This window comes from Actinoplanes sp. KI2 (assembly GCF_025630775.1).
GTDB lineage: Bacteria > Actinomycetota > Actinomycetes > Mycobacteriales > Micromonosporaceae > Actinoplanes.
This window is the reverse complement of the sequence record NZ_JAOSZE010000019.1, coordinates 59,748-84,641: the sequence shown is the minus strand read 5'-3', so window position 1 is coordinate 84,641 and position 24,894 is coordinate 59,748. Positions and strand designations below refer to the sequence as shown.

Below are 24,894 nucleotides of genomic sequence, written 5' to 3'. Positions count from 1 at the left end.
GCGCCTGGCGCGGCGACAGTACGCTCTTGATCATGCGATCGGGGGATCGGGCGGCTCGCCCTGCACTGGGCCGCGCGGCCGTGATCGTTCTGGCCGCAACCGTCGTCCTGGCCGCCGTCGTCCTGGCGATCCGCACGAACGTCAACGGCGACGTGACGTACGCGCTCGGCGGCCTGGAGACGGCCGGCCGGGGCGGGGTCAGCGTCTGGGACATCTTCATCGCCCGCCCGGTCGTGTACAAGCTGCTGATCGCCGCCCTCGACGGTGGACGGCATCTGCTGGTCGGCGACTCCTCGCTGCCCACCGCGGACCTGGTGATCCGGCTCGAGACGTACGTGCTGATCGTGGGTGTCGCGGTCGTGCTGTTGCTGGGGGTGCGGCGCGTCGCCGGCCTGCCGGCGGCGGCCGGGATCGCGACCGCCACCGGCCTGGCGCTGATCGTCGCGCCGCCGTGGCACTTCCTCGAGCCGGACTGGGTGGCCCCGTTCTGCGGCGTGCTGGCCGTCGGCGCCGCGCTGCTGCCCCGGCGGGTCTGGCTGGGCGCGCTGCTCGGCGGGTTCGCCACCATGCTGGTGGTCGCGGTCAAGCTCGCCACCTTCCCGGTCGCGCTGCTGACCCTGCTGGTCGTCGCGCTGTTCGACCGGCGCCGCGCGGCGTGGGTCGCGCTGTCCGCGGCCGTCTTCGTCGCTCTCTGGTACGTGGCGACCATGCACTTCCTGCCCTGGGAGTGGACCTGGCTGCGCGACCAGGCGAACCTCGTGCACGGTTCGCCGATCCACCACGGCATCCGCCGCTCCGATCTGCACAAGCTGTTCATCGCGCTCGGCGACGTGGCGGTGCTCAGCCCGATCGTGGTGCTGGCGCCGGCCGCCGCGGTCGCGCTGATCCACCGCCTCCCGGCGGGCCGGAGCCGATCGCTGGGCGTGGCCGTCGCGCTGGTCGCGGGCTTGCTGTCGGTGCTTTCCGGGTACGCGCAGGGCGAGTTCTTCGCGTACCACTTCGCCGTGGTTCCGATCCTCGCCGCGGGGGTCGGCGGCGCCGCCTTCGCGCTGGTCCCGGCGGTCCGCTGGGCGCTGGCCCTGGCCACGGCGGCGGTCACCGCGCTGAGCCTGGCACTGCTGCGCCTGCCCGCGGGGTGGCGGCACGCCCATGTCGGCCGGGTCGCCCTCGCGTACGCGCTGATCGGTCTCGGTCTTGCGGCCCTGACCTGGTTCCTCGCCGGTCGATCGGTGCCCGCGCTGCCGTGGGCGTTCGGCGTGGTGGCGCTCGGCGTCGCGCTGCTGCCGCCGGTGCTGCCCGGCGACCCGTACGCGTTCGGCATCTACAACTACACCGTCTACAACCGACCGTCGAGCAACGGCGAGCTGACCGACCTGGGCCGGCGCCTCGGCCCGGACACGCCCGTGCTCTACCTGACGTTCGGCACCTACAACCACGCCCTCGGCAATCCGACGAGCTGCCGCTACCCGTCGCCGCAGTGGCTGCAGCGCGCGAACTCCGCAGCCCGGGTGCGCACCTTCCCCAGTTACCAGGACAACCTGCGCTGCCTCACCGACGACGGTCACCGCTACCGGTACCTGGTGATGCAGCCGGCCTGGTTCGATCTGGCCCGTGCCGACGCGCAGGTCCGCACCCTGATCGACCAGCGTTTCGACTGTTCCGCGGCGGCCCGCGTGCCGGCGCCCGCCGCGCTGGTGGTCTGCCCGACTAGATAGTCGGTATCTCCTCGCCGGCGTCGGTCACCTCGGTCATCTTCTGCAGCCAGGCGTTGACCACGGCGATCTCGTCGGCGGTGAAGCCGGCCGCGAGCCGGGCCTCGACGGCCTGCACGGTGGGCACCGCCTCGGCCAGCCGCTGCCGGCCGGCGTCGGTCAGGAAGATCTGCTGGGTACGGCGATCGCTCGGGTGCGGGCGGCGTTCGACCAGGCCGGCCCGCTCGAGGCCGCCGAGCATCTCGTTGGCCGACTGGCGCGCGGTCGACACCTTGCGGGCCACGTCGGCGACCGACAGGCCGGGCACCTCCTCGAGCATCAGCAGCGACGCGAACTGGGCCACCGAGAGGTCGTGCTGGACGAGCGCCTCGGCGACGACGCCGCGCAGGGCGAGCCAGGCGTGCCGGACGAGAAAGGTGGAGCAGCCCAAGTTCTGTGTCACCCGCCCATTGTGCGACAGTGTCTATTGACAGGGACCTGACAATCTTGCGAGGGTTACCGCATGACCGTCAGGGACCTGTCAATAAGCGTACCGCGGCAGCGCCGGGTGCTGTCCGTCCTCGTCTTCGCCGCGGTGCTCATCTGGATCGACACCACCATCCTGGGCATCGCCCTCGAACGCATCGCCGACCCGCGCACCGGCCTCGGCGCCACCCCCGGCCAGCTGCAGTGGGCGGTCGGGGCGTACGCGCTGCTGTTCGCGACCGCGCTGTTCGCCGCCGGCGCGCTCGGCGACCGGTACGGTCACCGCACGATCCTGGTGCTCGGGCTGCTCTGCTTCGGCGCCGCCTCGGTCTGGGCCGCCTGGGCGGGCGGCGCGACCGGCCTGATCCTCGCCCGCGGGCTGATGGGGCTGGGCGGCGCGATGATGATGCCGACCTCGATGGCGATCATCGGGGCGACCTTCCCGCCGGCCCGGCGGGCGGGCGCGATCGCGGCCTGGTCGGCGTCGAGCGGGATCGGGGTCGCGCTCGGGCCGCTGCTGGGCGGGCTGCTCGTGGACCACTTCTGGTGGGGCTCGGTGTTCCTGGTCAACCTGCCGGTGGCCGCCGTGGCGCTGATCGGGATCGCTCTCGTCGTACCCAATCCGAAGCTTGCCGCTCGTCGCCGCCCGGACCCGATCGGTCTCGTTCTCTCGACGGCCGGGCTGGCCCTGCTGGCCTATGGCCTGATCGAGGCCGGGCAGAACACCGACTGGCAGCGCTGGCGGGTGTGGGCGCCGGTGCTGGCCGGGCTGGTGCTGCTGGCCGCGTTCACGGTCTTCGAATGGCGGTCGCCGGAGCCGTCGTTCGACCCGCGGCTGTTCCGCCACGGCCGGTTCAGCGCCGGGAACCTCGCGCTCGCCGCGCTGTTCTTCGGGATCACCGGGCAGATGTTCTACGGCAACTTCTACCTGCAGGGCGCCCGCGGGATGAGCGCGCTCTCGACCGGCCTGGCGTTCCTGCCCGGCGCGCTCGGGCTGGCCCTCGGCTCCCCGGTCGGGGCACGGCTGGCCCGGCGGTACGGGGTCGGCCCGGTCAGCGGCCTGGGGCTGCTCGTGGTCGCGGGCGCGTTCCTGGCCAACCTGAGCTTCGATGTGGACACACCCCTCGCGTGGTTCTGCACCGTCGGCTTCATCAGCGGGGTGGCGATGGGCCTCGCGATCGCGCCGACCGTGGCCGCGGTGATCGCGGTGCTGCCGGTCGACCGGATGGGCGCCGGCTCGGCGGTCAACAACACCGTGCGGCAGGTGGGCAGCGTCCTCGGTATCGCGCTGCTGGGCACGATCCTGACTACGGCGTACCGGGATCGGATCGCGCCCTCGCTCGCCGCGCTGCCGGCCCCGGCCCGGGACGCCGCGACGCCCTCGGCCGAGCGCACCCGCGCGGTCGCCGACGCCCTGCACCGGCCGGACCTGATCGACGCGGCGAACCACGCGTTCGTCGGGTCGATGCACGTGACCGCCGCGGCGGCCGCGCTCACCCTGGCGGCCGGGGCGGCGCTGCTGATCGTCGCCTTCCGCCGCCGCACGGAGTCGAGCCCGGCACCCGTCAAGGTCAGCGTGGGGTCGGCGGCACGTTAGGTCGGGCGTCAGGCGCTGATGCTCGCCAGAGTGGCGGTGCCGTAATCTTGGCGTACCCGTTCTCGACGCCGACGAGGATCTCGACGACCTCGAAGTAATGGTCCCAGAACGGTGTCTCGCGCAGGGCCTCGATCACCAGTTGGAAGGCTTCGTGGTCGCGCGCCTCCCAGACCCACACGTCGGTGACCCGGGCGGTGTAGAACTCCGTGTCGTAGAAGCGTGAGCGGACGTCCTTGGCCTTTTCCCGGACGGTGGGCAGGACGTTGGTCTCGAACGCGGCGATCCGCTGGGGGATGGACATCTCCAGCCAGGCGCGGGTGGTCTTGACCAGGATGAACGCGGTGACCGTGGGTTCGAAATCGGTGGGTGCAGACATGGCGCGTCTCCTCGACGTCGGGGTGGCGGCGGTCAGGGTGCGGTGCCGTAGGAGCCGGCCAGGATGTCGTCGATCAGGGTGGGGCCGGTCGGGGTCCAGCCGAGCAGTTCTCGGGTGCGGGTGCTGGTGGCGGTCATGTCGAGGCCGAAGAACGAGGCCACGACGCCGAAGTGTTCGTCGGCCTTCTCCGGCTCGACGGAGGCCACCGTGAGGCCGAGCGCGGTGCCGAGTGCCTCCGCGATCTGGCGGGTGGTGACGGCCTCCTCGGCTACGGCGTGCATGCGGGTGCCAGGGGGTGCCGCTTCGAGGCCGAGCCGGATGAGCCGTGCGGCGTCGAGGCGGTGGACGGCCGACCATGTCGTGGTGCCGTCCCCGAGGTAGCCGGACACGCCTTGGCGGCGAGCGGCCTCGGCCAGGAACGTGACGAAGCCCCAGTCGCCGGCGCCGTGCACGGACGGCGCGAACCGGACGACGATCGAGCGTACGCCGCGGTCGGCATAGTCGAGCGCGAGGTTTTCGCTGCCACCGCGGTCGGCGCCGGGCCCGACCTCCGGCGAGGCGTCGGTCTCCCGGACGGCGCGGCCGGTGACCAGGCCGGAGAGGCCGTTCGCGACGATGATCGGTTTGCCGGTGCCGGCAAGCCCGTCGAGCATGGCTTGCACTGCCGTGCCCTCGGCGCGGTTGGTCTCGTCGGGATCGCCCCAGTCGTGCTTGTTGGCAAGGTGGACGACACCGTCGGCCTCGGCCGCGCCGCGGCGCAACGAGTCGAGATCGTCCAGGTCACCGCGCAGGGCGATGGCGCCCTTGCTCCGCAGCGCAGCCGCCTTCTCCGCCGAGCGGGCCAGGCCGACGACCTCGTGGCCGGCCGACAAGAACTCGTCGACGGTGGCCGAGCCGATCCAGCCGGTTGCCCCGGTAACGAACACGCGCATCAGGTCCTCCTCGCAGATTCGGTTCACCGTGTATCGAAACCGTATCGCGTATCGAGGCACCGTGTCTAGTTACTCGACCGCCGCTTCGCTCGAGTCGTTGTTCACCTGGAGGGAACGCAGGAAGTTCTGCGCCAGTGCCCGTGTGTCCAGCGAAGCGGGATCGCGGCCGCTCATGATCCAGAAGAAGGTGGGCCCGATGAGCCGCGCGGCAGTCTCCTCGATCGCGGGTGTGTCGGGAGCGATCCGTTCGAGGACGGCTCTTGCGCTTGCGCCGAGGACATCGCGGGAGGCGACGAGCTCTCGGACCGCGGCGTCGTGCTGCGCGGCGGCGAGCAGGCTGCGGTATGCCACGCCGGCCGGCGAGTGGGCCAGGAACCGCGCCAGGGCGTCCAGGTAGGCGGCGACCTCGACCACGGGTGTCCCGCCGGGAGGGACGGCGAGTTCTTCCTCCGCGTCGGTCACGCTGGCCTCGAAGAGGACTTCCGCCTTGGTGGACCACCAGCGGTACACGGTCTGCCGGCCGACGCCCGCCCGTTCGGCGATGCCCTTCATGGTCAGGGCCGCGTAACCGACTTCGAGCAGCAGGTCGTCGGCCGCATGCAGGACCGCTTCGCGCGCCAGTTCGCTGCGGGGACGGCCACCACGGCTCTTCGGTTCGATCACCGAGTCATGCTATCGAGACGGTATGCCTCGTATCGGGCGCCACATCGTGGTGATGACATGGCCGCTCGCGGCGGTGATCGTTGCGTGCGGGAGGAAGCCGTGCCGGGCGTACCGCGCGTCGTTGGCCGGGTTGGAGGACTCCAGATAGGCGGCGGCGCCCTGCGCGTCGACGACGGCCAGATTCTCCGCCAGCAGGCGCATCCCGTGCCCGCGGCCGCGGTGGGCGTCGTGGGTGCCGATCAGGCCCAGGTAGTAGTGCGGCTCGCGGGGCCGGGCGGCGTCGAACCGGGCCATGATCTCGAGGATGCCGTCGGTCGTCTCGCGGCCGGTGGTGGCCAGCAGCAGGCGCTCGAGGTCGGCTTCCTCGTCGTGGGTCAGCTCGACCCCGCCGGGCGGGATCCACACCGCGGTGGCCTCGCCGCCGGTGGTGAGGAACGTGCACGGATAACGCTGCACGCAGGTGACGTAGAACCGCCACAGACCGGCCGCCTGCTCGGCGCGGCGCTCGACGTCGGGGAACGCCGGCCCCCACAGTGGGTCGTGGAAGAACGCGCCGGTCAGGATCTCCACGATCCGGTCGACGTCGGCGGGCCCGGCGACCCGGGCGGTTCCGGTGGTCATCGCGGGCTGTCCCCTCCGGCAAAGACTCGAACCTACCCCGCGGTGCCGATCGCCGTGTGTTCCGGGGCGGCGAGGGGGTACCTCAACGGGCGGCCTGGTCGTTGGCCTTGGCGTGACACTCCTGCCCGACGGCACGGCACGACTCGGTGGCCAGGTTGGCCCGTCGACTAGCCGACGCCGTACTTCCGATCATCACGTCTGCCACGCCAGCATGGGTTACTGGAGGTGACGGGGATGCTTTTTCTGTACGGTTTTGTCGTCTTCGTGCTCTCGGTATGTGCACTCATGGTGTGGAAACGGGTCGGCTCCGAGCCTCAGGCCGCCCGGCCCTGGCGCGCGGATCCGGACGTGTCGAGCACCGAGGGCGTGCTCGCCGCCCAGCTCGCCGCCGGTGACATCACCGACCGCGAGTACGTCCAGGCGATGGAGCGGCTGGCCGCAAGCCAAACATAAGAGCCACCTGTGTAAGTCTGTGGATCGGCTGTCGAACGTGCTTGCGGTCCGCGGAGCGTCCGATCAGAGCACCCGTGAGCGGGGCGATCGGCGCCCCGCGGAACGGAGTCCACGACATGACGACGCCCATCAATGCCATCGACTCGACCGCCTCGGCCGGCGCGGTGCACGCCGCCCGGCACCACGGTGCGGGGTCGATGACCAAGATCGCCGACGCGCTCGGCATGAGCAGCGACGACCTCAAGAAGGAGCTGCGCAGCGGCAAGTCCCTCGGCGACGTGGCCACCGAGAAGGGCGTCTCGCACGACGACCTGATCGCCGCGATCAAGCAGGGCGGGACCATGTCGGACGCGCAGGCCGAGAAGATCGCGTCGAGGACCCGCACGGCCGAGGCACGCGGCCACCACGGCGCCGGCCAGGCCGAGTCCCAGGGCGAGAGCCCGGTGCCGCCGGGACGGCTGGATGTCGTCGCCTGACTACCCGGCGTGGGGGCGCAGCAGCGTGATGCGGCTCGCCCCCAGCTCGGTCACGTACAGGTTGCCGGTCGCGGTGTCCTCGGTGAGGTCGAGCGGCTGGCTGAAGCCGGTGAACCCGGTGATGCCGGTGGCCCGGTTCGACAGCGCGCCGCTCGCCGCCACGTCGAAGGTCTCGATGTCCTGACCGTCGGAGTAGCGGACCACCAGCAGCTTCCCGTCCAGGGCGCCGCCGCGGTACTCGATCGCGCCGTCGGCGGAGGCGTGCAGCCCGGCGTCGTACATGCCGGACAGATCAAGGTTGGCGTCCGGGAGCGTCCCGGCCGGATAGGCGTCGACCTGGAACGGGTCGGCGCCGCCGGTCGGGTTGCCGCCGGCCAGCACCCATTCGCACCGGGTCGGATTCGGGTGCCCGTAGTAGCGGCCCGGCTTCACGTCGAACACGTAGTCGGTCTCGGCCTGCGGGTTGTTGGCGATGGCCGGGACGACCGGCCCGCTGTAGCCGGGGCACGTCGTCGAGGCCGGCGTGTTGCCACCGGCCGCCGATCCGTTGGTCGGCGTGTAGAGATGCCCATTCCGATGCCAGACCAGGTCGTACGCGTTCCGCACGCCCGTCGCGTACAGCGTCAGGGCGGCCCCCGCCGCGGCCGGGTCGTAGGTGCCGCCGTCCGAGGTCTTCACATCGAGCGGCAGCGTCGCCGGCAACCTGGCCGGGTCGAGCCGCAGCACGGCCGCGTTCAGCCTGTGCTCGGCCCGGTTGCCCCACGCCGCGTCGGGCGCGCCCATCGCGTTGTCGGCGCCCTGGGTGAAATACAGCGCGCCGTCCGGCCCGAAGGCCAGCGAGTTGGTCTCGTGGTCCTTCACCGAGCGCGGCAGGTTCGTCACCACCTCGGTGTAGGTGCCGAGGTCTGCGCCGGTCAGCCGGGCGATCCTGCTGGACCAGTCGGGCACGTCGTAGGTGCCGACGAACTCGTAGTTGTCGCTGACCCAGAGAATCGGCGCGGCCGCGGTCGACGCCGGGTCGAAGGCGAGCCCGATGACCGTCCGGTTCGGAGCGCCCGGCAGCCCGGCGGCCGTCGCGTGACTCCGCACCGTGTCGATGACGGCCGGGGTGCCGAGCGTCCCGTCCGCGGCGATCGGATAGCGGTAGATGTGCCCGTCGAGCGTCGCGGCGTAGAGCCGTCCGTCCGGCCCCTTCGCCACGCTGGTGTACTGCGCGCTCACCGCGCCGGCGGCGACCTTGTCGAAGGCCGGCCCACTGCCGCCGCTCGCGCTTCCGGGCGAGAACACCATCGAGTACGGCGAGAAGCCGTTGCCGACCACGTCCTTGACCGCCGAGGTGATGTCCAGCCGGTAGAGCGTGTCGGCCGCCAGCGGCGCACGGGGCGAAGCGTTGATGACATCGCCACCGCCGCTGGTGATGACGTTGATGTCCACCGCCGTGCCGTCCGAGACCCGGGTCAGCCGCACCGAGCCGGCGCTCAGACTGGCCGGGTCGACGCCGCCGCTCGGCAGCCGCAGATCGGCCACCACGCTGGAGGTGGGTGGCACGTCGGTGGCGAGATTGGCGGGCGTCATCATGCGTACCGCCGGAATGGCGGCCGGTGCCGGGACGCTCGCCACGTCCACGTAGTCGACCTTGGTGTTGGTGCCCGCCTTCGGGCTGAGCGTGAGCTTGCCGTCGGCGACCGTCACCGTGCGGGTCGCGGTGGCGAACTTGGCCGCGGCGGTGGGCACGAACGCGGCGACCCCGTTCTGGTCCTCGATGCTCAGGTAGTGCACGCTGTCGACGGCCGTGCCCGCGTCGCCGACCGCGGCGGTCACCGTGTAGAGGCCGTTCGGCACGGCCAGCTCCCAGGCGCCCGGCGTGTGCACGCCCGCGGACCCGGCGGGGAGTTGGGTGTGCATCAGCGTCGCCAGGCGTACGTCGGCGTTGGCGGCGGTGCCGCGGTTGCGCCCGTTGCCCACCAGGCTCAGCGGGGTGCCCTCGTCGAGCGAGACCCAGCCGTAGGTCCGGCCGTTCCCGCGGTCGCCGTAGGCCTGCCCGTAATCGGCGAGGTAACCGGCCGGCGGTGCGGTCGACTGGTCCGCGAAGTTCACCCGCACCGCGACCGCGGCGGCGGTCGCCGGCACGGACGCGGAGACGGCCGACTCGTTCCCGGAGGTGTCGACCGTGCTCACCGCGTACGCGTGGGAGATGTTGTTCTCGATGGTGACGTCGGCGAAGGTCGTGGCGGTGACCAGGCCGGCGCCGGTGATCGGCGTGCCGTCGCGGTAGACGCGGTAGCCGAGGGTGTCGGCGCTGCCGCTCGCGGTCCAGCACAGCACCGCCTGGTGGTCGCCGGGCCGCGCGGCGAGATCGGCCGGCGCGGCGGGCGCGGCCGAGTCGTAGACCACCCGCCCGATGTGCAGGTAGTTGAGCTTCGTGTTGGTGCCGCCGATCGCGTCGACGGTGAGCAGCCCGTCGGCGACCGGCACGGTGACGGTCCCGGTCGTGTACTCGGCGGCCGACGACGACCGGAAATGGTCGATCGCGGTCACGCCCTCGACCCGCACGACGTGCACGCTGTCGTACGCCGGCTGATCGCCGGCCGCAACGGTGACGGTGTACGTGCCGGGCGCGACCGCGTACTGCCAGGCGCCCGCGGTGCTGACGCCGTTGGTGCCGCCGACGTCGCCGTACTGCAGGTGGATCAGGGTGTTGAGCCGCGGGTCGATCCCGGAGCGCGCCCGGTCGCGGGTGTTGCGGGTGAGATCGAGCGGCGCGCCGTTGTCCTGCCGCACCCAGCCGAAGCCGCGGGCCGCCGTGTAGGCCGCGCCGGTGTCCGCCGTGTAGCCGGCGGGCGTGGCCGAGGAGGCCGGCTGAAAGTTGACGTCCGCCACCGTGGTGGTGCCGACCGGTGCGGCCAGGCCGACCGTCGTCATCAGGATGCCCGTCGCCGCCCATGCCCGCATCGCAACCCCCGCTCGTCGATCCCGGGGTCAGTTTTCGCCGCGCGCGCCCGCGCTGTCCACTGTGGTTTCGTTCGGTGCGGGTCGAAACTCGGTCGCGGGGGCGCGATCAGGTCGGGTAGCTTCTCGGGCCTTGTTGCATTTTCGAGGAGGCCGTCATGTACCGCGATCACGACGCCGAGGCGTCCTTTTGAGCCGACCAGCAAGCGCCGCCGGGGGTTCCCTCTAGCGAGACGCAGGTGAAACGGGGCGACCGGACGGTCGGCGCCGACACCGAACTGATCGAGAAGCTGGGTGGAAACGATCCGTGCCCGTGCCGGTCGGGGCGGCGGTTCCGCCGCTGCTGCCGGGCGGGCGGCCGGTACGACGACACCAACGGCCACTACTACGTGCGGGACTGACCGGCTGGATGGCGCCGCCCGGCGGCGCCATCCAGGCCCGCATCAGTCGGCGGCCCGCGGCGTGAGCCGGAGGATGGGCAGCTCGCGGTCGGTCTTGCGCTGGTAGCCGGCGAACCGGGCCGCGGTCGTGGTGATCTGCTTCCACGCCTCGTCCCGCTCGGCACCGGCCAGCTGGGCGGCGGTGACCTCGACCGTGCGGCCCTCGACGTCGACGGTGACGTCCGGATGGGCGGCGAGGTTGTAGTACCAGGCCGGGTTGGCCTGCGCGCCGTTGGCCGACGCCACGATCAGCCACGTGCCGTCCCCGCCGGGAAACCAGCGGACCGGCGTCTCGCGGACCGCGCCGGTCTTGCGGCCGACCGTGGTCAGCACCAGCATCTCGGAGGCGCTGTTCTTCCGGATCCGCTTGACGGTCATCTTGTTGGCCCAGTTCAGCAGCGCCCCGCGCGGCGAGCGGCCGCCTCGCGTCCCGCCGCGGGTGGTCTCGAAACCCAATGCGATCCCCTCGTCTCTCATCGCTCCGCCGCGATTATTCGCCCGCCGGCGCGCTGCGCGCCACGCCGCGCCGACCCGCGAACCGAAACCAGGCGCGACGGGCGACGATTAGCCTGACGCGGTGACCGACGACTTCACCGCCACGCTGCCGCGCAAGCGGATGGGTGCGGGCGTGCTGCTGACCGACGATCACGGCCGGGTGCTGCTGGTCGAGCCCACGTACAAGCCGGACTTCGAGATTCCGGGCGGCTCGGTGGAGGCCGGCGAATCACCGTACGCGGCGGTGGTGCGCGAGCTCGACGAGGAGCTCGGCCTGCGGCTGCGGCCGGGCCGGTTGCTGGTGGTCGACTGGGTGCCGCCGCGGCCGGACCGCACCGAGGGCCTGATGATGGTCTTCGACGGCGGGGTGCTGACCCGGTCGCAGGCCGAGCGGATCCGATTGCCGGCCGACGAGCTGCGTGCCTGGGCCTGGTGCACCGAGCAGGAGGCCGGCGAGCGGCTGTCGCGGCTGCTGGCCCGGCGCGTCGCCGCGGCGGTCCGGGCGCGGGCCGACGGCGTCGTGGCCTATCTGGAGAACGGGTTCTTCGTGGCCTGACCGGCATGCTCTCCCACGGACGTCCGCGAGCGGCGATGATGTGGTCATGCGGCTGGTGGTGGAGGAGCGGCACGCGCTGAGCTTTCCGGACGGTTCGCCGGTGCGGGCCGCCTCGGCGGTGGTGCCGTTCGGCGGCGGCTGGCTCGTCGTGCAGGACGACGCGACGCACGCGGCCTGGCTGCGGGCGGGCACGATCGAGCCGGTCCGCGTGGTGGCGGCGATCGACGGGCTCGAGGTGTTCAGCGAGGTGGCCGGCACCAAGCACCTGAAGCCGGACTTCGAGGCGGCCTGCACGGTGACGGTCGACGGCGCCGAGGCGGCGTTCCTGCTCGGGTCGGGCTCGTCCCCGGCGCGGATGCGGGCGTCGCTGCTGCGGCTGGACGCGGACGGCTCGCCGTACTTCGTGGTCGCGGATCTGACGCCCGCCTACCGCGCGGTCGCCTCGGCGATGGGCCTGGCGGACGACCAGCTCAACCTGGAGGGCGCCTGCGTCGTCGGCGACCGGCTGCGCTGGTTCCAGCGGGCGAATGTGGCGGTCGGCGCACCCAGCGTCTGCGCCGACGTGGAGCTGGCCGCACTGCTGACGGCCACCGCGGGCCCGGGTGATTCCGCCGCGGGCCCGGGTGGTTCCGCCGCGGGCTCGGCTGGTTCCGCCGCGGACCCGGGTGGTTTCGCCGCGGGCCCGGCGGGTGAGCGCGACCCGGCCCGTTTCGCCGCGGGTCCGGTGCGACATTACGACCTGGGCCGGGTCCGCGGGGTCGCGCTGGCGATCACCGACGCCGTCCCGGTCGCCGAGGGGCTGATCCTGGTCAGCGCCGTCGCCGAGGACACCCCGAACGCGATCGACGACGGGCCGGTGGTGGCGGCCGCGCTCGCCCTGCTCGACGATTTCGGCGTACGAGCGATCGCCGAGCTGCCCGGCGCGCCCAAGGTCGAGGGCCTCGCCCTGATCGAGTCGGCGGGGGACGGGGCCCGGGTCATGGCGGTGGTGGACGCCGACGACCCGGCCGCCCCGTCCGAGCGGCTCACGCTCCGGGTGACCCTCTAGAGGTTGTAGCAACAACCAACGCTTCTGTCAGAATGCGATCGTGGATACGCGATGGCTCGACACGGGAGAGCAGGCGGCCTGGGTGCGACTGGCCGCCGTGCTGGAGCTGCTGCCCGCCGCCCTGGACGCCCAGCTGCGGCGGGATGCCCAGCTCACGCACTTCGACTACTACGTGCTGGCGATGCTCTCCGAGGCGCCCGGCCGCACCCTGCGGATGACCGCTCTGGCCGAGCGGACCACCGCCACCCTGGCCCGGCTCTCGCACGTCGTGCAGCGGCTGGAGGCGCGCGGCCTGCTCGAGCGTTTTCCCTGCCCCGAGGACCGGCGCGCGACGAACGCCCGGCTCACCGCGGCCGGCTGGGCCAAGGTGCAGCAGAGCGCTCCCGGGCACGTCGCGACCGTCCGGGAGTACGTGATCGGCGCGCTCACCGGGGAACAGGTGGCCCAGCTCGGCCAGATCGCCGACGCCGTGCTGCACCGGCTCGACCCGGACGGGGCGCGCTCGGCGATCTACCAGAGGTACGACCGGTGACCGGGGCCGGGACGCGGTGATTTACCGGCGATAATGCCGGAATGGACGTCAGCGAGGTCAACAAGCGCGTCATCGCGCAGTTCCGGGCCGGCGGCGAGGTCGACGGCATGCACCGCGAACGACTGCTGCTGCTCACCACGACGGGCGCACGCAGCGGCCGGGAGCACACCACGCCGATGATGTTCCATCGGGACGGGGACGGCCGGCTGCTGGTGATCGCGTCGAACGCGGGAGCCGTCCGCGACCCGGACTGGTATCGCAACCTGGTGGCGCGGCCGTCCGTGCGGGTGGAGATCGGCGAGCAGGGCTACGCCGCGACCGCCACGCCGTTGAGCGGGGACGATCGGGAACGGGCGTGGGCCGAGATCACGGCGGCGTACCCGTTCTTCGCCGACCATCAGGCGAGGGCCGGGCGGCCGATCCCGGTGGTGCTCCTGTCGCCCCGCGTCGATTAGGCCAGGTGGTGAACGAATTCGGCCGGAGGACTGTTGTGTGACCGGGATTACCAGCGATGATCCTCTGATGTTCGATGAGGTGAGCGGCCGGCGGCGGGCCATCTGGATCGGGGCCGGCTACGCGGCGCAGGGCTTCGGTTACGCGGCGGTGGTGACCGCGTTGCCGGCGTTCAAGTCGCGGCAGCACATCGGCGACGCGTACGTCTCGGTGATCCTGCTGCTGGTCTGCGTGGCGGCGGCCGGCGGATCCATCCTCGCCGACCGGACCGCGGCACGCTGGGGCAGCCGGTACGCGCTCAGCGGCGGCCTGCTCGCGGTGGCCGCCGGGCTCGGGCTGACCACGTTCCACACCCCCACCCCCGTGTTCACCGCCATCCTCATCGCGTACGGAATCGGTCTCGGCGCCGTCGATGCCAGCCTCAGCATGCAGGGGGTTCTGGTGCAGGCGCGGCTCGGGCGCAGCGTGATGAGCCGGTTGTTCGCCGCCTACACCGCCGCGGCGATCACCGCGGCCCTCCTCATGTCGGGCAACGCGGCCTCGGGCGGGGGAGCGGCCCTCTCGGTCGGCGCCGCCGCCGTGTTCGCCGCGCTGGTCGTGGTGCTCGGCTTCAGCTCGTTCGAACCGGCCCGCACCGTGCTGCCCGAGCACGACGGCGGCGGAAAGCGCAGCGACGGCACCCGGCACGTGGTGTGGGTGTGCGGGGCGTTCATCTTCACCGCGTTCCTGGCCGACTCGGCAGTGAGCACCTGGAGCTCGGTCTACCTGCACGACACGCTGCTGGCCACGGCGGCGGTGGTGCCGCTCGGGTACGCCGCGTACCAGGCCGCGGTGCTGGTCTCCCGGCTGGCCGGCGACCACGTGGTGCCCCGGATCGGCCGGGCCGCGGCGGCGATCGGCTGCCTGCTGGTCTGCGCGGTCGGCCTGGGCCTGGTGGTCGTGCTGCCGGTGATCCTCGCGGCGATCGTCGGGTTCGCGCTCACCGGCATCGGGGTGGGCATCCTGGTGCCGCTCGCGTTCAGCGCGGCCGGGCACGCCGCGCCGGGCAACAGCGACGAGGTGATCGCCCGGGTCAACCTGTTCAACTACGGCGGCGCGCTCGTCGGCGCGGTGCTGCTGGGTGCGCTGTCCGAGCCGGTCGGGCTGCAGACCGCGTTCCTCATCCCGGTGATCGGCCTGCTCGCGACGCTGCCGGTGGTGCGGGCGCTGCGCCGGCTGCCGAACGAGCCGGGGGTCGTCCCCGCGCCCGCGACCGCCCCCCGCTGACGCACGCCGGGCGGCTCAGAACCTGACGCCGAGCCCCTCCCACGCGGCCGCGAGGTCGGGGGAGGGGTCGTCGGTGGCCCACCACACGTAGCCGTCGGGCCGGACGATCGCCGTGGTCCCGGCCGGCGTGACCGTGACCGGGCGGCCGTCCGGCATCTCCGCGGCCGGGACCCGGGCGCCGGTCAGCGGATGCGCGGCCGGGTCGGCGGGCGGGTAGGCGACGTCCACCGCGGAGAGGCGGCGGGCCAGCGCCCGGTTCATCTCCGGCAGGGCGCCCATCAGGTCGCTGAGCAGCTTGCGCAGGGCCAGGCCCTCGGCGGTGGTCGCGGTGATCAGGGCGGTCTGGGCCATGGTGTGCCGGGCGACGTCCTCGGCCCACGGCTTGCGCTCGGCCTCGTAGGTGTCCAGCAGCGACTCGCCGGCCCGGCCCTGTGCGACGGCGGCGAGTTTCCAGCCGAGGTTCATCGCGTCCTGCAGACCCAGGTTGAGGCCCACGCCGCCGGCCGGGAAATGCGTGTGCGCGGCATCCCCGGCCAGCAGCACCCGTCCCGAGCGGAAGGCCGAGGCGATGCGGGTGGCGCTGTCGAACTGGGTCATCCACTTCGGGTCGTGCAGCCCGAAGTCGGCGCCGGCGATGCGGGCGCTGGTCTCGCGGAGCTCGTCGAGCGTCAGGGCGCCGCGACCGGCCTGCTGGCGCACCGGGTCGTAGCCCGCGATGCGATGCAGGCCGCCCGGCATGGCGGCGACCATCATGGCGCCCCGGTCGTTCACGACGTTGAAGCCGGGTGCGGGTGGCCGGTCGGCGACCACGTCACCGACGTACGAGTAGATGGCCGCCTCGGTGCCCGGGAAGGCGATGCCGGCCAGCTGCCGGATCGCGCTGCCGGCGCCGTCCGCGCCGACCACCCAGGCGGCGCGGTACTCCGTGCGGGAGGTGCGCACGCGTACCGTGTCGTCGTCGCCCTGCTCGAGGCCGACGGCCTGCTCGCCGCGCACGATGCGCGCCCCGAGCGCCAGCGCCCGGTCTTCCAGGATCGCCTCGGTGCGATCCTGCGGAAAAGAGAGGACGAAGGGGTACGGCGAGTCCAGCCCGGTGAAGTCGACCCGGCGTTCGAGAAAGCCGAAGTGCCAGCCCGGCAGCCGCACGCCCCCGTCGAGGAAGGCGCCGGCGATCCCGCGCATGGCGAGCAGTTCGAGGGTGCGCGCGTGCATAGCGACGCCCTTGGTGATCGACGGTCGCTCGGCGCGCCGCTCGACCACCGTCACGCCCACCCCGGCCAGCCGCAACTCGGCCGCCAGGAACAGCCCGACCGGCCCCGCCCCCACGATGACGACCTGCTCCTGGCGCTCATCGATCCCCGTCACGGTGCCGACCTTAGCGTCGTTTCCGTTGTCCCCGGGTCCCGCGCCCGGCTCGGCGAAGCATCGAGCCGGGCGCGTCGAGTCAGCTACGCCACGAATCGGGAACGGCGCCGGCGTGCGAGCAGGTAGCCGGTGCCGCCGATGAGCAGGAGCGCCCCGCCGATGGCGGCCACGGTTCCGGTGTCGGCACCGGTCTCGGGCAGCGCAGCACCCTTGCCGCCGCCGGCAGTTGGGCCGGCGGAGGAAGTGGGGAGCACTGCGGCAGTCGTCGTGGCGCTGGGTGTCGTCGGGGGCTTGGGCGCGCAGTCGAGCGCACGTGCGGCGTAGAGGCCGTCGTTCAGGTAAGCCAGGTAGGCGTCGATGGTTTCGTCGTCGAGGGCCTTCTGCGCGGCCGCCTTCACGTTGGTGCCGGCGCCTGTCAGCGTCTGGTCCACGGCGACTCGCAGAGCCGTCGACCAGGGTTTCGACAGGCCCGTCTTGAGGAATGTCCGCAGGTCGTCCGGGGTGCCGTCCAGCCCTTTCTGCACCGCGTCCGGCAGCACGGACAACGACTCGGCGGTTGCTTCGGCCAGGATCTGGTTGGCCAAGATCCGCACCTGCACGTCGGTGGCGGTGTCCAGATCGATCGTGACCAGCTTGCGGATGTCCTCGTACACCTTGCGTTCGACCGTTTGGCAGGCCGCGTTGAGCCCGGGGGGTGCGGTTTGAGCCGCCACCGGTGCCGCCGGAACCAGAAGGGCCAGCGCCATGAGGACGCCGGCCGACAACTTCCATCGCATGTGTGTTTCCTCCCCCGTTCGAAGCCAAGCGGAAGGATGTTACCGACGAGGCAACACGCATGGATGACCGGCCACCTCTGCAGAGCCCGGGAGCCGGCCGCCTCGAGCAAACATGATCGAGCGTAGGCGAACCGTGACAGACGCCAGCCCGACGAGCCACATCTGGAAGTAGTGGAATCCGTCGGTGCTGCAGCCGCCCGCCATGAGGATGTCGGCGGCTCGCCACAGGCGGTAGGTGTTGGCCGGTTCCCGGGTCGAGGACAGGTGCTGGACGAAGTCGAGCACGTGGGAGCGGGAGATCCGGCTGAGCCGGTGAGCCAGGAAGGCCGCACGGTCGCCCAGCTTGGGTCCGGCTCGATGCGAGAGCTCGATGAAGGTCCAGAAATCGTCCACGTCCACAGCGGAAGCGTAGACATCCGCTCATCGGCTACGGATCCGCCTACGCTGAGACCCGATCAGCCGTCACGCGGGACTGCGCGCGGCGGCGAAGTAGTAGCGCAAGCCCCTGGCGTGGGTGCGATAGAAAGTGCGCATGTACAACGGGGGGCCGACGACCAAGCGATCCACGCGATACGGAACCGCCGTCCTGACGTCCTTCCTCTGGCACCTGACGGCGTTCGTGGCTGCCTGGCTGAACACGCTCGTGGGCCGGGAGGACACCTCCTGCGACGACGCCGGCGGCTTCTGCTTCACCGCCAAGGACGGCGCGGACCTGCTCTTCGTGGTGAGCACCGGATTCCTCTTCTTCTCGATGCTCGTGTCGCTGGCGACCGCCGCGGGGTTCGTGCGCCGGATCCGGTCGGCGGTGCTCGCCGGCACGCTGGCCGCACTGACCAGCGCCGTCGTGGTCGTGGCGGTTATCGTCGCGCACTTCGTACTCAACGCGGTGTTCTGATCAGTCAGTGCGTTGCCCATGAACGTTGACCGGGTCTCAGCCGAATCCGGTCCTTCCCGCGGGAGAACCCGTCTCGCGTAACCCCCTTCCGTACCAGAGGTGGGTCCGGTTCTCGGGCCGCCGGCCGGTGGCTCACCAGCCGTGGTCTTGCCGGAGAACCCGAATACGGGAGGTATCGGAGAATGAAAACGCATCCGAGGCAGGGACGGCCGGCGTCGGGCCGGGTGTCACCGGCAACCCGCCGACGAGCGATCGGTGTTGTCGCGGCCGTGGTTCTCGGCTCCACGATGACGCTGGCCCACAGCGTTCCGTCGTGGGCGACCGGCGCGGCCACGGTAACCGATCTGGGTGTTCTTCCCGGGGATACCGTCAGTGCGGCTGAGGCGATCAACAACGCCGGCACGGTCATCGGCGCCTCGGAGAGCGCTTCCGGTGTGCTCCGCGCCGTACGGTGGAACAGGCGGGGCGCCATCCTGGAATTGCCGACGTTCCCTGGTGACATGTTCAGCCAACCTAACGCGATCAACGACGCCGGCTCGATCGTGGGCGAGTCGGGCGCCGTCGCCACGTCGCCCACCGCAGTCCGGTGGGACCATGACACTGCGGTGACCAGGTTGGCGGCGATACCCGGATTCCCGGTCAGCGCGGCCTTCGGGATCAACAACCACGGTGTGATCGTCGGCTTCGCCATCAACTCGGCCAACCAGGCGGTGGCCGTGCGATGGAACTCCGACGGCACGGTCACGCTCATGGCGCCCCTTCCCGGTGACGCGTTCAGTCAGGCCATCGGCATCAACGACGACGGCACGATCGTCGGCGTGTCCGCCTCCGGGTTTGGCGTCGATGTGCATGCCGTGCGCTGGGGCCGCGACGGTTCGCCGGTCAATCTCGGCACCCTGCCCGGCGACATCGACAGCGAGGCGTTGCGAATCAACAACCGTGGCACGGTGATGGGAATCGGCGTGACGACGGGCAACCAGTTCTCCGCGGTGCGCTGGAACCGGGACGGTGCCATGATCCGGCTCCAAACCCTGCCCGGGTACGCCAACGGCGAGCCCGGTGGGCTCAACAACCGGGGCGCGACCGTCGGCGTGGTCCTCTCCAGCGACAACCAGAAGGCCGCCGCGGTGAGCTGGAATCCCGCGGGATCGGGCACGGCCATCGCGGTGCCGGCCGGCGACACCTTCTCCGGGGCGGAAGGCATCAATGACCACGGCACCATCGTCGGGTTCGCCGGGCCATCCGCAGGCACCACGCACGCGGTCGAGTGGCGCATGCCTGGCAGCGGTACGTGACCAGCGGGCGCGGCCCTCGGTCACGAGTCCTATCCCTGCTCACACTCGAAAAGGAGGACTGTCAGGTGAGTAAGGCATCCCTAGTCACACTTCGTCACGGCCGGCGGCCGTCCAGGCTGCTCGGCCTCTTGGCCGCGGTGGTCCTGGCCGCCGCCGGCGTGGCAGCCGTCGCGAACGTACCCAGTCCGGACGGCATCCAGGGCACCGGTCACCTCAGCGCCGCGGCCGGCCCGGACGGCATCCAGGGCACCGGTCACCTCAGCGCCGCGGCCGACCCGGACGGCATCCAGGGCCCAGGCTGATCGGTCGAACCGGCCATCACCCAGAACCGTCATCCGCACAAAGCGAAAGTATCGAGGACACCATGTACACAGAATTCGCGCTGACGCTATTCGGACGCCGGTTACGGCTGGTCTTGGTGCTCGCCGCCATTATGGCCGGCGTGGCCCTGGCGGCGGCGACCGGTCACCACACGCCCGTCACGCACGCCGCGACTGCCGTCGAGTACGGTCTTTGACCCCGTCACGATCGACCAAACGGTATGGGGGACGGCTCGTCCCGCACGTGGCCGTCCCCGGCCGGCAGCTCTCCCGATCAGCAATGGGCAGATCAGTGGTCGGACTGTCCTATTCGTTCAGACGTCAGGGGGACCCGATCTGCGCCAGGTTCGTTCCGTCGTCGTCACCAGCTTAAGCCAGGTTTCGAACCGGGGAACTGGTCCATGTAGCGGATGCAGGCGTCGCGGAACGGCTGGTCGGTGGGGGAAACCGAGGTTTCGGCGATCACCTGGGCGGGGTCGGCCAGGTCGTCGCGCCACACCGTGAGCTGGGTCGAGAAGCGGCCGCCACCGACGAGGGCGGCGCCCAGCGCCAGGCCCACCGAGAGAGCCATCGCGACGCCGGTACGCATCGGGTCGCAGCCCAAGCAGGGATGTAGCCAGAGGTCGCCCTCGTCGTCGGTGAGGCCGGCCGGGTCGACGGGTTGGTCGAGGTAACGATGCAGGATCAGGCGGACCCAGTCGTTGGTGTCGGGCAGGCCGACCTCCCAGAAAGGCCCGTCGTCGCCGTGCCGGGCCAGGCCGCCGAGCAGGGTCGACTCCTGTTCGGGGCGGCGGACAACTCGTCTGGTGGTGTAGACGTCGGTCACCATCTCGAGGTCGGGGACGGTGGTGACACCCAACAGGGTGCGGATCGTGGTGTGGGCGGAATCCATGATGGCGGCCAGAGTGGCCGCTCTGGGCATGCCTCCGGAGGAGTCGACGGACACCGCGACACGGTAGCTCACCAGGCCGCCGGGCCCGAGTGATTTACCAGGCGGGGGCCGGTCGCGCCCTCCCTGCTTCATCGCCGGCCGCGGGCGAGTCGGCACCCGCACCGACGTCGCCATCCGGAGGAGATGGTCGAGAAGTATCTGAACGGCCTGCGCTGAAACCTGTGGCGGCGAGGTCTGGACGGACGGGCATCCCCGTACGAGATGAGCGCGCCCGCTCCCGGTCGGCCCTCGGCGTCGAACCCGTCGCCGCCGGCCGGGGCCGGCCTCACCCGTGGCCGGTCACCCGGGTGGATGACCGCCGGCCTGGATGGCGTGGCGAGCCGCTCCACGAACTCCGCCGGTTTCACCCGGATCAGCGAGGGCATCACCTGCTCGTGCCATCTGGACGGTCAGTAGCAACGTGGCTGAGCGGGTGTCAGCCGATGTGATGACACTCCCACGGAAGCGGGTCGCCGTGTCTTGCCCGGCTGTCCTACGGTTCCACCACGAAGGTCGCCGACCGCCACGGCGACCCCGTTTCGTGGGGGATCATGTGACCAGTCCGCTCGGCCGTGCGTGCCTCCGGACCATCCTGGGTGTAGCCCTTCTGCTGACGGCGCCGACGGTCGCGGGCTGCTCCGTGGTGCAGGCGGCCGGTCAGCCCCGCCCGGCCGACACCTGGGTCGCGGGCTCGTCCGCGCCCGCCGCGCCGCAGTCCACCGCCGACGCGGTGGCGCCGGCGCACCTGCTGCCCGGGATGCCGCCGCCGCTGGCCGCGAACGACCTCTACGCCGCCGACCGGCCCAACGAGCTCGCCCCGGTGGTCCGCCGGGACAGGTCGCTGGTGTACGTGCCCAACCTGGACAGCAACACGGTCACCGTGATCGACCCGCGGACGTACCGGGTGCTGCGCACCGTCCCGGTCGGGCGGGGACCGCAGCACGTGGTGCCCGCCTGGGATCTCCGGACACTGTGGGTGAACGACGACACCGGCAACCAGCTGACCCCGATCGACCCGGTCACCGGCCGCTTCGGCAAAGCCGTCCGGGTGGAGGACCCGTACAACCTCTATTTCACCCCCGACGGCAAGTTCGCCATGGTGATGGAGGAGAAGCAGAAGGAGATCGTCTTCCGCGACCCGCACACCATGGCGGTCCGGGACGTGCTCCCGGTCAAGTGCGCCGGCGTGAACCACGCCGACTTCTCCCCGGACGGCCGGTACTTCATCGTGACCTGCGAGTTCTCCGGCGACCTCATCAAGGTTGACACGCTCGCGCACCGGGTCGTCGGCCAGATCCACCTGCCCGGCGAGAACCCGATGCCGCAGGACATCAAGATCTCGCCGGACGGCCGGACCTGGTACGTCGCGGACATGCAGACCAGCGGCGTCTGGATCCTCGACGGCGACCGGTTCACCACCCCGACGTTCATGCCGACCGGCGACGGCGCGCACGGCCTCTATCCCAGCCGCGACTCGAAGTTCCTGTACGTCGCCAACCGGGGCGAGGGCAGCATCTCGCTGATCAGCTTCGCCACCCGCAAGGTGGTCAAGAAGTGGAAGCTGCCCGGCGCCACCAGCCCCGACATGGGCGGCGTCTCCGCCGACGGCAAGGTGCTCTGGCTCTCCGGCCGCTACCACGCCGAGGTGTACGCCATCGACACCACCACCGGGCGCCTGCTCGCCCGCATCAAGGTCGGCCGGCAGCCGCACGGCCTGTGCGTCTGGCCGCAGCCGGGCCGCTACTCACTGGGCCACACCGGCATCCTTCGCTAGCGACGGCCGCGGGGGAGGCAGCACTTCTTGTACTTGAGGCCCGACCCGCACCAGCACGCCCCGTTCCGCTCCGGCGGCCACGGGATCTGGCCGCTTCCCGAGGCGATCCGGCTCGCGTAGCCGGCCCGCGTCCTCGGGTCGGCCGGGTCGCCGTCGCCGCCCGCGAACGCGGTCAGACCGGCCACCGTTCCCGGCAGCAACCCCAGCCCGGCCTGTCCCGCTCCGGCCTGCCGGGTCAGCTCACGCTCCAGGCGCGCCCGGTGCTCGTCCCAGTCCGCGCCGTACGCCGAGGCCAGCCCCGGCCATTGGGCCAGCGCCCGCGCCAGCTCGTCCCTCGGGAAGAACAGCAGGTCATCGGCGGCCGCGGGGGCCGCCGAGTTCGCCAGCCGGGTCTCCAGCTTCTCGGCGAGGTCGTCGTGCTGGTCGTGCGGCAGGCGGAGCGCGTGCCGCACCCGGTGCCGCTGCTGCAGCAGGAAGAAGAGGACACCGTCCGGCTCGGTCGGCTCGCCCCGGGCCGCGAGCGCCGACCGCAGCGCCTCGGTCAGCCACTCCTCGGCAAGCTGGAGCCGCCCGCCGGCGGCCAGCGCCGCGCTGACGTAGGCGGCCGCCTCCGGATACTCGGTGAGCTGCGGCCGCAGCGGCTCCACCGTGGCCATCGCCTCGTCGGCGCGGCCGGCCCGGAACAGGATGCGGGCGTGCACCGCCCGGGCGTTCACGACCTCGCCGTCCACCCGGTCCCCGTACGCCTCGACGGCCCGCGCGGCATACCGGAGCGCGGCGTCGAGCTTCGACCGGCTCTCGGCGATCTCGGCGGCGAGCGTCAGCGCCGCCCCGGCGTCGGCCATGTCGGCGAGCCGCCCGGTATCGACCGCGTCCGCCAGCTCGGCGGCGATGCCGAGCGGATCGGCCGTGCCCAGGGCGGACTCCCGGATCGAGGTCAGATCATCGCTGGTCAGATCGGCTTTCAGCGGCACACCGCCACGCTACTGCGACGCTCCCGCCGAATGCCGTTGATCCGGCCCACATTCAATCCGCCGAGTTCGAGTCAGCACGCGAGGACGTTGCCCCTCCGGGTCGCGATCCACGAAATCTACGCGGCCGGCGTGTGGGGCGGCGGGCGGCGCTGGGGATCCTCAGGTGGTGGGGCCTGGTCCCCAGATCCGCGCCTCCAGGCCGCCCCCGTCCGCGGGGGCCAGCGTGAACCGCCCGCCGGAGGCCTCGATCAGGACCGCGACGATGGACAGGCCGAGGCCCGCGCCGTCGACGTTCTGGGCGTCGGGGGCGCGCCAGAACCGCTCGGTGGCCAGCCGGCACTGCTCCTCGGTCATCCCGGGACCCGAGTCGCGTACGCAAATCGCCACCCCGCCCTCGGACGCCGCGGCGGTCACCTCGACCCGCCCGCCGGCCGGCGTGAACTTGATGGCGTTGTCGATCAGCGCGTCCAGCGCCTGGTCGAGGGCGGTCGCGACGAACCGGCCCGGCAGCGGGGCGGACGGTGCCGTGGTGACCAGCTCGACCTTTCGCCGCTCGGTGAGTGGCCGCCAGGCCTCGGCCCGGTTCATGGTCACGGCCGTGGCGTCCACTTCGATCACCGCGAGGCGGCCGCGTTCCGCCCGGGCCAGCGCGAGCAGCCCGTCCAGCACGTCGGCAAAGCGATCGGTTTCGGCCAGCGCCAGGGCGTGGTCGTCGCGGGCCGAGGACGACGAGAGGCGACCGCCCAGGTCCTCGATCCGCAGGCGCAGCACGGTCAGCGGGTTGCGCAGCTGATGCGAGGCGTGCGCGACGAACGACCGCTGCCGCTCCAGCGACTCGGCCACCGCGTCGGCCATCTCGTTGAAGCTGGCCGACAGCCGGCGCAGTTCCGGCGGGCCCAGGCCGGGCTGCACCCGGGCCGCGCTGTCCCCGGCCGCGATCTCGTGGGCCGCCGCGTCCAGCCTGGTCACCGGCCGCAACACCCAGCCGGCCAGCCAGTACGCGGTGGCGATGCAGGCGGCCACCGCGAGGAGCCCGCCGATGCCCAGGGACAGCCAGGAGACGACCTCGGAGCGCCGGGCGTGCCCGGTGGGCGAGGCGAGCAGCACGCTGCCGAGCACCGCGCCACCGTCGCTGACCGGCACCGCGACGATCAGCCGCTGCGACTCCCACGGCCACAGGGTGGACGGGGTGCTGACCTGCCGGCCGGCGAGAGCGCCGCGGACCGTGGTGTCAAAATCGGTCGCCGGGGAGCCGAACACGCTGAGCACGCGCTGGTCCTGGTCGACCAGCATGGTGGCGATCCCGTACAACGCGTAGTAGCTGCGCAGCTCGTCCTTGAGCGATTCGAGCCGGCCGCTGCGCAGGGCCGGCGCCGCCAGTGACGCGAACCGGGTGGCGTCGGCGAGCCGGTCGGCGACCACCCGCTCGGTCTCCCGGTTGCTCAGCGCGATCGCGAACGGCACCTCGAGGGCGACCAGCACCATGCACAGCAGCAGCACATAGGTGCCGACCAGCCGGTTGCGCACGCC

28 protein-coding genes are annotated in these 24,894 nt (G+C 71.9%); 15 read left to right on the top strand and 13 right to left on the bottom strand.

The features are described from left to right. The first annotated feature begins 32 nt into the window (after positions 1-32). Positions 33-1,715 carry a hypothetical protein gene (locus ODJ79_RS21165; protein ID WP_263025249.1) on the top strand — a complete coding sequence of 561 codons (1,683 nt, stop codon included), beginning with the start codon at positions 33-35 and terminating at the stop codon, positions 1,713-1,715. On the opposite strand, the gene ODJ79_RS21160 is transcribed toward ODJ79_RS21165, so the two are convergent. After that, entirely contained in the window at positions 1,708-2,154 is a 447-nt protein-coding gene (locus ODJ79_RS21160; RefSeq protein ID WP_263025248.1) for a MarR family winged helix-turn-helix transcriptional regulator, read from the bottom strand. The genes ODJ79_RS21165 and ODJ79_RS21160 overlap by 8 nt on opposite strands. A 60-nt stretch (positions 2,155-2,214) precedes the next feature. Here ODJ79_RS21160 and ODJ79_RS21155 point away from each other — a divergent pair, with 60 nt between their 5' ends. Further along, positions 2,215-3,774 carry an MFS transporter gene (locus tag ODJ79_RS21155; RefSeq protein WP_263025247.1) on the top strand — a complete coding sequence of 520 codons (1,560 nt, stop codon included), beginning with the start codon at positions 2,215-2,217 and terminating at the stop codon, positions 3,772-3,774. On the opposite strand, the gene ODJ79_RS21150 is transcribed toward ODJ79_RS21155, so the two are convergent. The 4 genes from ODJ79_RS21150 to ODJ79_RS21135 form a co-directional block, all read right to left on the bottom strand. Then, entirely contained in the window at positions 3,749-4,150 is a 402-nt protein-coding gene (locus ODJ79_RS21150) for a darcynin family protein (protein ID WP_263025246.1), read from the bottom strand. The two genes, ODJ79_RS21155 and ODJ79_RS21150, sit on opposite strands and share 26 nt — an antisense overlap. 32 nt (positions 4,151-4,182) lie before the next feature. Continuing rightward, on the bottom strand, positions 4,183-5,082 hold the full coding sequence (locus ODJ79_RS21145; protein ID WP_263025245.1) for an SDR family oxidoreductase: 900 nt from the start codon (positions 5,080-5,082) through the stop codon (positions 4,183-4,185). 69 nt (positions 5,083-5,151) lie between these two features. Next, complete coding sequence (locus ODJ79_RS21140; RefSeq protein WP_263025244.1) at positions 5,152-5,745, bottom strand: TetR/AcrR family transcriptional regulator; 594 nt, start codon at positions 5,743-5,745, stop codon at positions 5,152-5,154. A gap of 9 nt (positions 5,746-5,754) precedes the next feature. Continuing rightward, positions 5,755-6,366, bottom strand: a complete 612-nt coding sequence (locus ODJ79_RS21135) for a GNAT family N-acetyltransferase (protein WP_263025243.1) — start codon at positions 6,364-6,366, stop codon at positions 5,755-5,757. A 234-nt stretch (positions 6,367-6,600) separates the two neighbouring features. Here ODJ79_RS21135 and ODJ79_RS21130 point away from each other — a divergent pair, with 234 nt between their 5' ends. After that, the gene (locus ODJ79_RS21130; RefSeq protein ID WP_263025242.1) at positions 6,601-6,819 is read left to right on the top strand and encodes a hypothetical protein; all 219 of its coding nucleotides are present in this window, start codon (positions 6,601-6,603) and stop codon (positions 6,817-6,819) included. A 116-nt stretch (positions 6,820-6,935) separates the two neighbouring features. After that, the gene (locus ODJ79_RS21125) at positions 6,936-7,295 is read left to right on the top strand and encodes a hypothetical protein (RefSeq protein ID WP_263025241.1); all 360 of its coding nucleotides are present in this window, start codon (positions 6,936-6,938) and stop codon (positions 7,293-7,295) included. Here ODJ79_RS21125 and ODJ79_RS21120 read toward each other — a convergent pair whose 3' ends face one another. After that, positions 7,296-10,217, bottom strand: a complete 2,922-nt coding sequence (locus tag ODJ79_RS21120) for an Ig-like domain-containing protein (protein ID WP_263025240.1) — start codon at positions 10,215-10,217, stop codon at positions 7,296-7,298. Between the two features lie 266 nt (positions 10,218-10,483). Between ODJ79_RS21120 and ODJ79_RS21115 the strand changes: the two genes are divergently transcribed. After that, positions 10,484-10,645 (top strand): YecA family protein, encoded by a 162-nt coding sequence (locus ODJ79_RS21115; protein ID WP_263025239.1) that lies wholly within the window; start codon positions 10,484-10,486, stop codon positions 10,643-10,645. Positions 10,646-10,687: 42 nt separating this feature from the next. Here ODJ79_RS21115 and ODJ79_RS21110 read toward each other — a convergent pair whose 3' ends face one another. Continuing rightward, positions 10,688-11,161 (bottom strand): nitroreductase family deazaflavin-dependent oxidoreductase, encoded by a 474-nt coding sequence (locus ODJ79_RS21110; RefSeq protein WP_263025238.1) that lies wholly within the window; start codon positions 11,159-11,161, stop codon positions 10,688-10,690. A 100-nt stretch (positions 11,162-11,261) separates the two neighbouring features. Here ODJ79_RS21110 and ODJ79_RS21105 point away from each other — a divergent pair, with 100 nt between their 5' ends. The 5 genes from ODJ79_RS21105 to ODJ79_RS21085 all read left to right on the top strand — a co-directional run bounded on the left by ODJ79_RS21105 (position 11,262) and on the right by ODJ79_RS21085 (position 15,034). Next, positions 11,262-11,735 (top strand): NUDIX hydrolase, encoded by a 474-nt coding sequence (locus ODJ79_RS21105; RefSeq protein WP_317620685.1) that lies wholly within the window; start codon positions 11,262-11,264, stop codon positions 11,733-11,735. A gap of 46 nt (positions 11,736-11,781) precedes the next feature. After that, positions 11,782-12,783 (top strand): DUF6910 family protein, encoded by a 1,002-nt coding sequence (locus ODJ79_RS21100; RefSeq protein ID WP_263025237.1) that lies wholly within the window; start codon positions 11,782-11,784, stop codon positions 12,781-12,783. A 40-nt stretch (positions 12,784-12,823) separates the two neighbouring features. Next, positions 12,824-13,315 (top strand): MarR family winged helix-turn-helix transcriptional regulator, encoded by a 492-nt coding sequence (locus ODJ79_RS21095; RefSeq protein ID WP_317620684.1) that lies wholly within the window; start codon positions 12,824-12,826, stop codon positions 13,313-13,315. Between the two features lie 41 nt (positions 13,316-13,356). Next, on the top strand, positions 13,357-13,770 hold the full coding sequence (locus ODJ79_RS21090; protein ID WP_263025236.1) for a nitroreductase family deazaflavin-dependent oxidoreductase: 414 nt from the start codon (positions 13,357-13,359) through the stop codon (positions 13,768-13,770). Positions 13,771-13,837: 67 nt separating this feature from the next. After that, entirely contained in the window at positions 13,838-15,034 is a 1,197-nt protein-coding gene (locus tag ODJ79_RS21085; protein WP_263025235.1) for an MFS transporter, read from the top strand. A gap of 15 nt (positions 15,035-15,049) precedes the next feature. On the opposite strand, the gene ODJ79_RS21080 is transcribed toward ODJ79_RS21085, so the two are convergent. The 3 genes from ODJ79_RS21080 to ODJ79_RS21070 form a co-directional block, all read right to left on the bottom strand. Then, positions 15,050-16,399 carry an FAD-dependent monooxygenase gene (locus ODJ79_RS21080; protein WP_263025234.1) on the bottom strand — a complete coding sequence of 450 codons (1,350 nt, stop codon included), beginning with the start codon at positions 16,397-16,399 and terminating at the stop codon, positions 15,050-15,052. Between the two features lie 83 nt (positions 16,400-16,482). Further along, positions 16,483-17,145 carry an LPXTG cell wall anchor domain-containing protein gene (locus ODJ79_RS21075; protein ID WP_317620683.1) on the bottom strand — a complete coding sequence of 221 codons (663 nt, stop codon included), beginning with the start codon at positions 17,143-17,145 and terminating at the stop codon, positions 16,483-16,485. A 69-nt stretch (positions 17,146-17,214) separates the two neighbouring features. Continuing rightward, a complete protein-coding gene (locus ODJ79_RS21070) occupies positions 17,215-17,574 on the bottom strand; it encodes a DUF4240 domain-containing protein (RefSeq protein ID WP_263025232.1) in 360 nt (119 codons plus the stop codon). A gap of 133 nt (positions 17,575-17,707) precedes the next feature. Between ODJ79_RS21070 and ODJ79_RS21065 the strand changes: the two genes are divergently transcribed. The 4 genes from ODJ79_RS21065 (at position 17,708) to ODJ79_RS21050 (ending at position 19,882) form a co-directional block, all read left to right on the top strand. Next, the gene (locus tag ODJ79_RS21065; protein WP_263025231.1) at positions 17,708-18,070 is read left to right on the top strand and encodes a hypothetical protein; all 363 of its coding nucleotides are present in this window, start codon (positions 17,708-17,710) and stop codon (positions 18,068-18,070) included. 269 nt (positions 18,071-18,339) lie between these two features. Further along, positions 18,340-19,365 carry a hypothetical protein gene (locus ODJ79_RS21060; protein WP_263025230.1) on the top strand — a complete coding sequence of 342 codons (1,026 nt, stop codon included), beginning with the start codon at positions 18,340-18,342 and terminating at the stop codon, positions 19,363-19,365. Between the two features lie 65 nt (positions 19,366-19,430). Beyond that, a complete protein-coding gene (locus ODJ79_RS21055; protein WP_263025229.1) occupies positions 19,431-19,667 on the top strand; it encodes a hypothetical protein in 237 nt (78 codons plus the stop codon). A gap of 62 nt (positions 19,668-19,729) precedes the next feature. After that, positions 19,730-19,882, top strand: a complete 153-nt coding sequence (locus ODJ79_RS21050) for a hypothetical protein (RefSeq protein ID WP_263025228.1) — start codon at positions 19,730-19,732, stop codon at positions 19,880-19,882. Positions 19,883-20,046: 164 nt separating this feature from the next. On the opposite strand, the gene ODJ79_RS21045 is transcribed toward ODJ79_RS21050, so the two are convergent. Then, a complete protein-coding gene (locus ODJ79_RS21045) occupies positions 20,047-20,631 on the bottom strand; it encodes a hypothetical protein (protein ID WP_263025227.1) in 585 nt (194 codons plus the stop codon). 538 nt (positions 20,632-21,169) lie between these two features. On the opposite strand from ODJ79_RS21045, the gene ODJ79_RS21040 reads away from it, so the two are divergent. Then, positions 21,170-22,390, top strand: coding sequence for a YncE family protein (locus tag ODJ79_RS21040; RefSeq protein ID WP_263025226.1), 1,221 nt, complete (start codon positions 21,170-21,172; stop codon positions 22,388-22,390). Here the strand turns inward: ODJ79_RS21040 and ODJ79_RS21035 are convergent. Both ODJ79_RS21035 and ODJ79_RS21030 read right to left on the bottom strand, forming a co-directional pair. After that, positions 22,387-23,364, bottom strand: coding sequence for an SEC-C domain-containing protein (locus ODJ79_RS21035; protein ID WP_263025225.1), 978 nt, complete (start codon positions 23,362-23,364; stop codon positions 22,387-22,389). The genes ODJ79_RS21040 and ODJ79_RS21035 overlap by 4 nt on opposite strands. Before the next feature lie 159 nt (positions 23,365-23,523). After that, the gene (locus ODJ79_RS21030) at positions 23,524-24,891 is read right to left on the bottom strand and encodes a sensor histidine kinase (RefSeq protein WP_263025224.1); all 1,368 of its coding nucleotides are present in this window, start codon (positions 24,889-24,891) and stop codon (positions 23,524-23,526) included. Positions 24,892-24,894 lie beyond the last annotated feature (3 nt).

Bases quoted from the DNA above. Each gene is read 5' to 3' on its own strand.
- ODJ79_RS21165 (WP_263025249.1), top strand. From the start codon at position 33: ATGCGATCGGGGGATCGGGCGGCTCGCCCTGCACTGGGCCGCGCGGCC.
- ODJ79_RS21155 (WP_263025247.1), top strand. From the start codon at position 2,215: ATGACCGTCAGGGACCTGTCAATAAGCGTACCGCGGCAGCGCCGGGTG.
- ODJ79_RS21150 (WP_263025246.1), bottom strand. From the start codon at position 4,150: ATGTCTGCACCCACCGATTTCGAACCCACGGTCACCGCGTTCATCCTG.
- ODJ79_RS21145 (WP_263025245.1), bottom strand. From the start codon at position 5,082: ATGCGCGTGTTCGTTACCGGGGCAACCGGCTGGATCGGCTCGGCCACC.
- ODJ79_RS21135 (WP_263025243.1), bottom strand. From the start codon at position 6,366: ATGACCACCGGAACCGCCCGGGTCGCCGGGCCCGCCGACGTCGACCGG.
- ODJ79_RS21130 (WP_263025242.1), top strand. From the start codon at position 6,601: ATGCTTTTTCTGTACGGTTTTGTCGTCTTCGTGCTCTCGGTATGTGCA.
- ODJ79_RS21125 (WP_263025241.1), top strand. From the start codon at position 6,936: ATGACGACGCCCATCAATGCCATCGACTCGACCGCCTCGGCCGGCGCG.
- ODJ79_RS21120 (WP_263025240.1), bottom strand. From the start codon at position 10,217: ATGACGACGGTCGGCCTGGCCGCACCGGTCGGCACCACCACGGTGGCG.
- ODJ79_RS21110 (WP_263025238.1), bottom strand. From the start codon at position 11,161: ATGAGAGACGAGGGGATCGCATTGGGTTTCGAGACCACCCGCGGCGGG.
- ODJ79_RS21100 (WP_263025237.1), top strand. From the start codon at position 11,782: ATGCGGCTGGTGGTGGAGGAGCGGCACGCGCTGAGCTTTCCGGACGGT.
- ODJ79_RS21090 (WP_263025236.1), top strand. From the start codon at position 13,357: ATGGACGTCAGCGAGGTCAACAAGCGCGTCATCGCGCAGTTCCGGGCC.
- ODJ79_RS21085 (WP_263025235.1), top strand. From the start codon at position 13,838: ATGTTCGATGAGGTGAGCGGCCGGCGGCGGGCCATCTGGATCGGGGCC.
- ODJ79_RS21075 (WP_317620683.1), bottom strand. From the start codon at position 17,145: ATGGCGCTGGCCCTTCTGGTTCCGGCGGCACCGGTGGCGGCTCAAACC.
- ODJ79_RS21065 (WP_263025231.1), top strand. From the start codon at position 17,708: ATGTACAACGGGGGGCCGACGACCAAGCGATCCACGCGATACGGAACC.
- ODJ79_RS21050 (WP_263025228.1), top strand. From the start codon at position 19,730: ATGTACACAGAATTCGCGCTGACGCTATTCGGACGCCGGTTACGGCTG.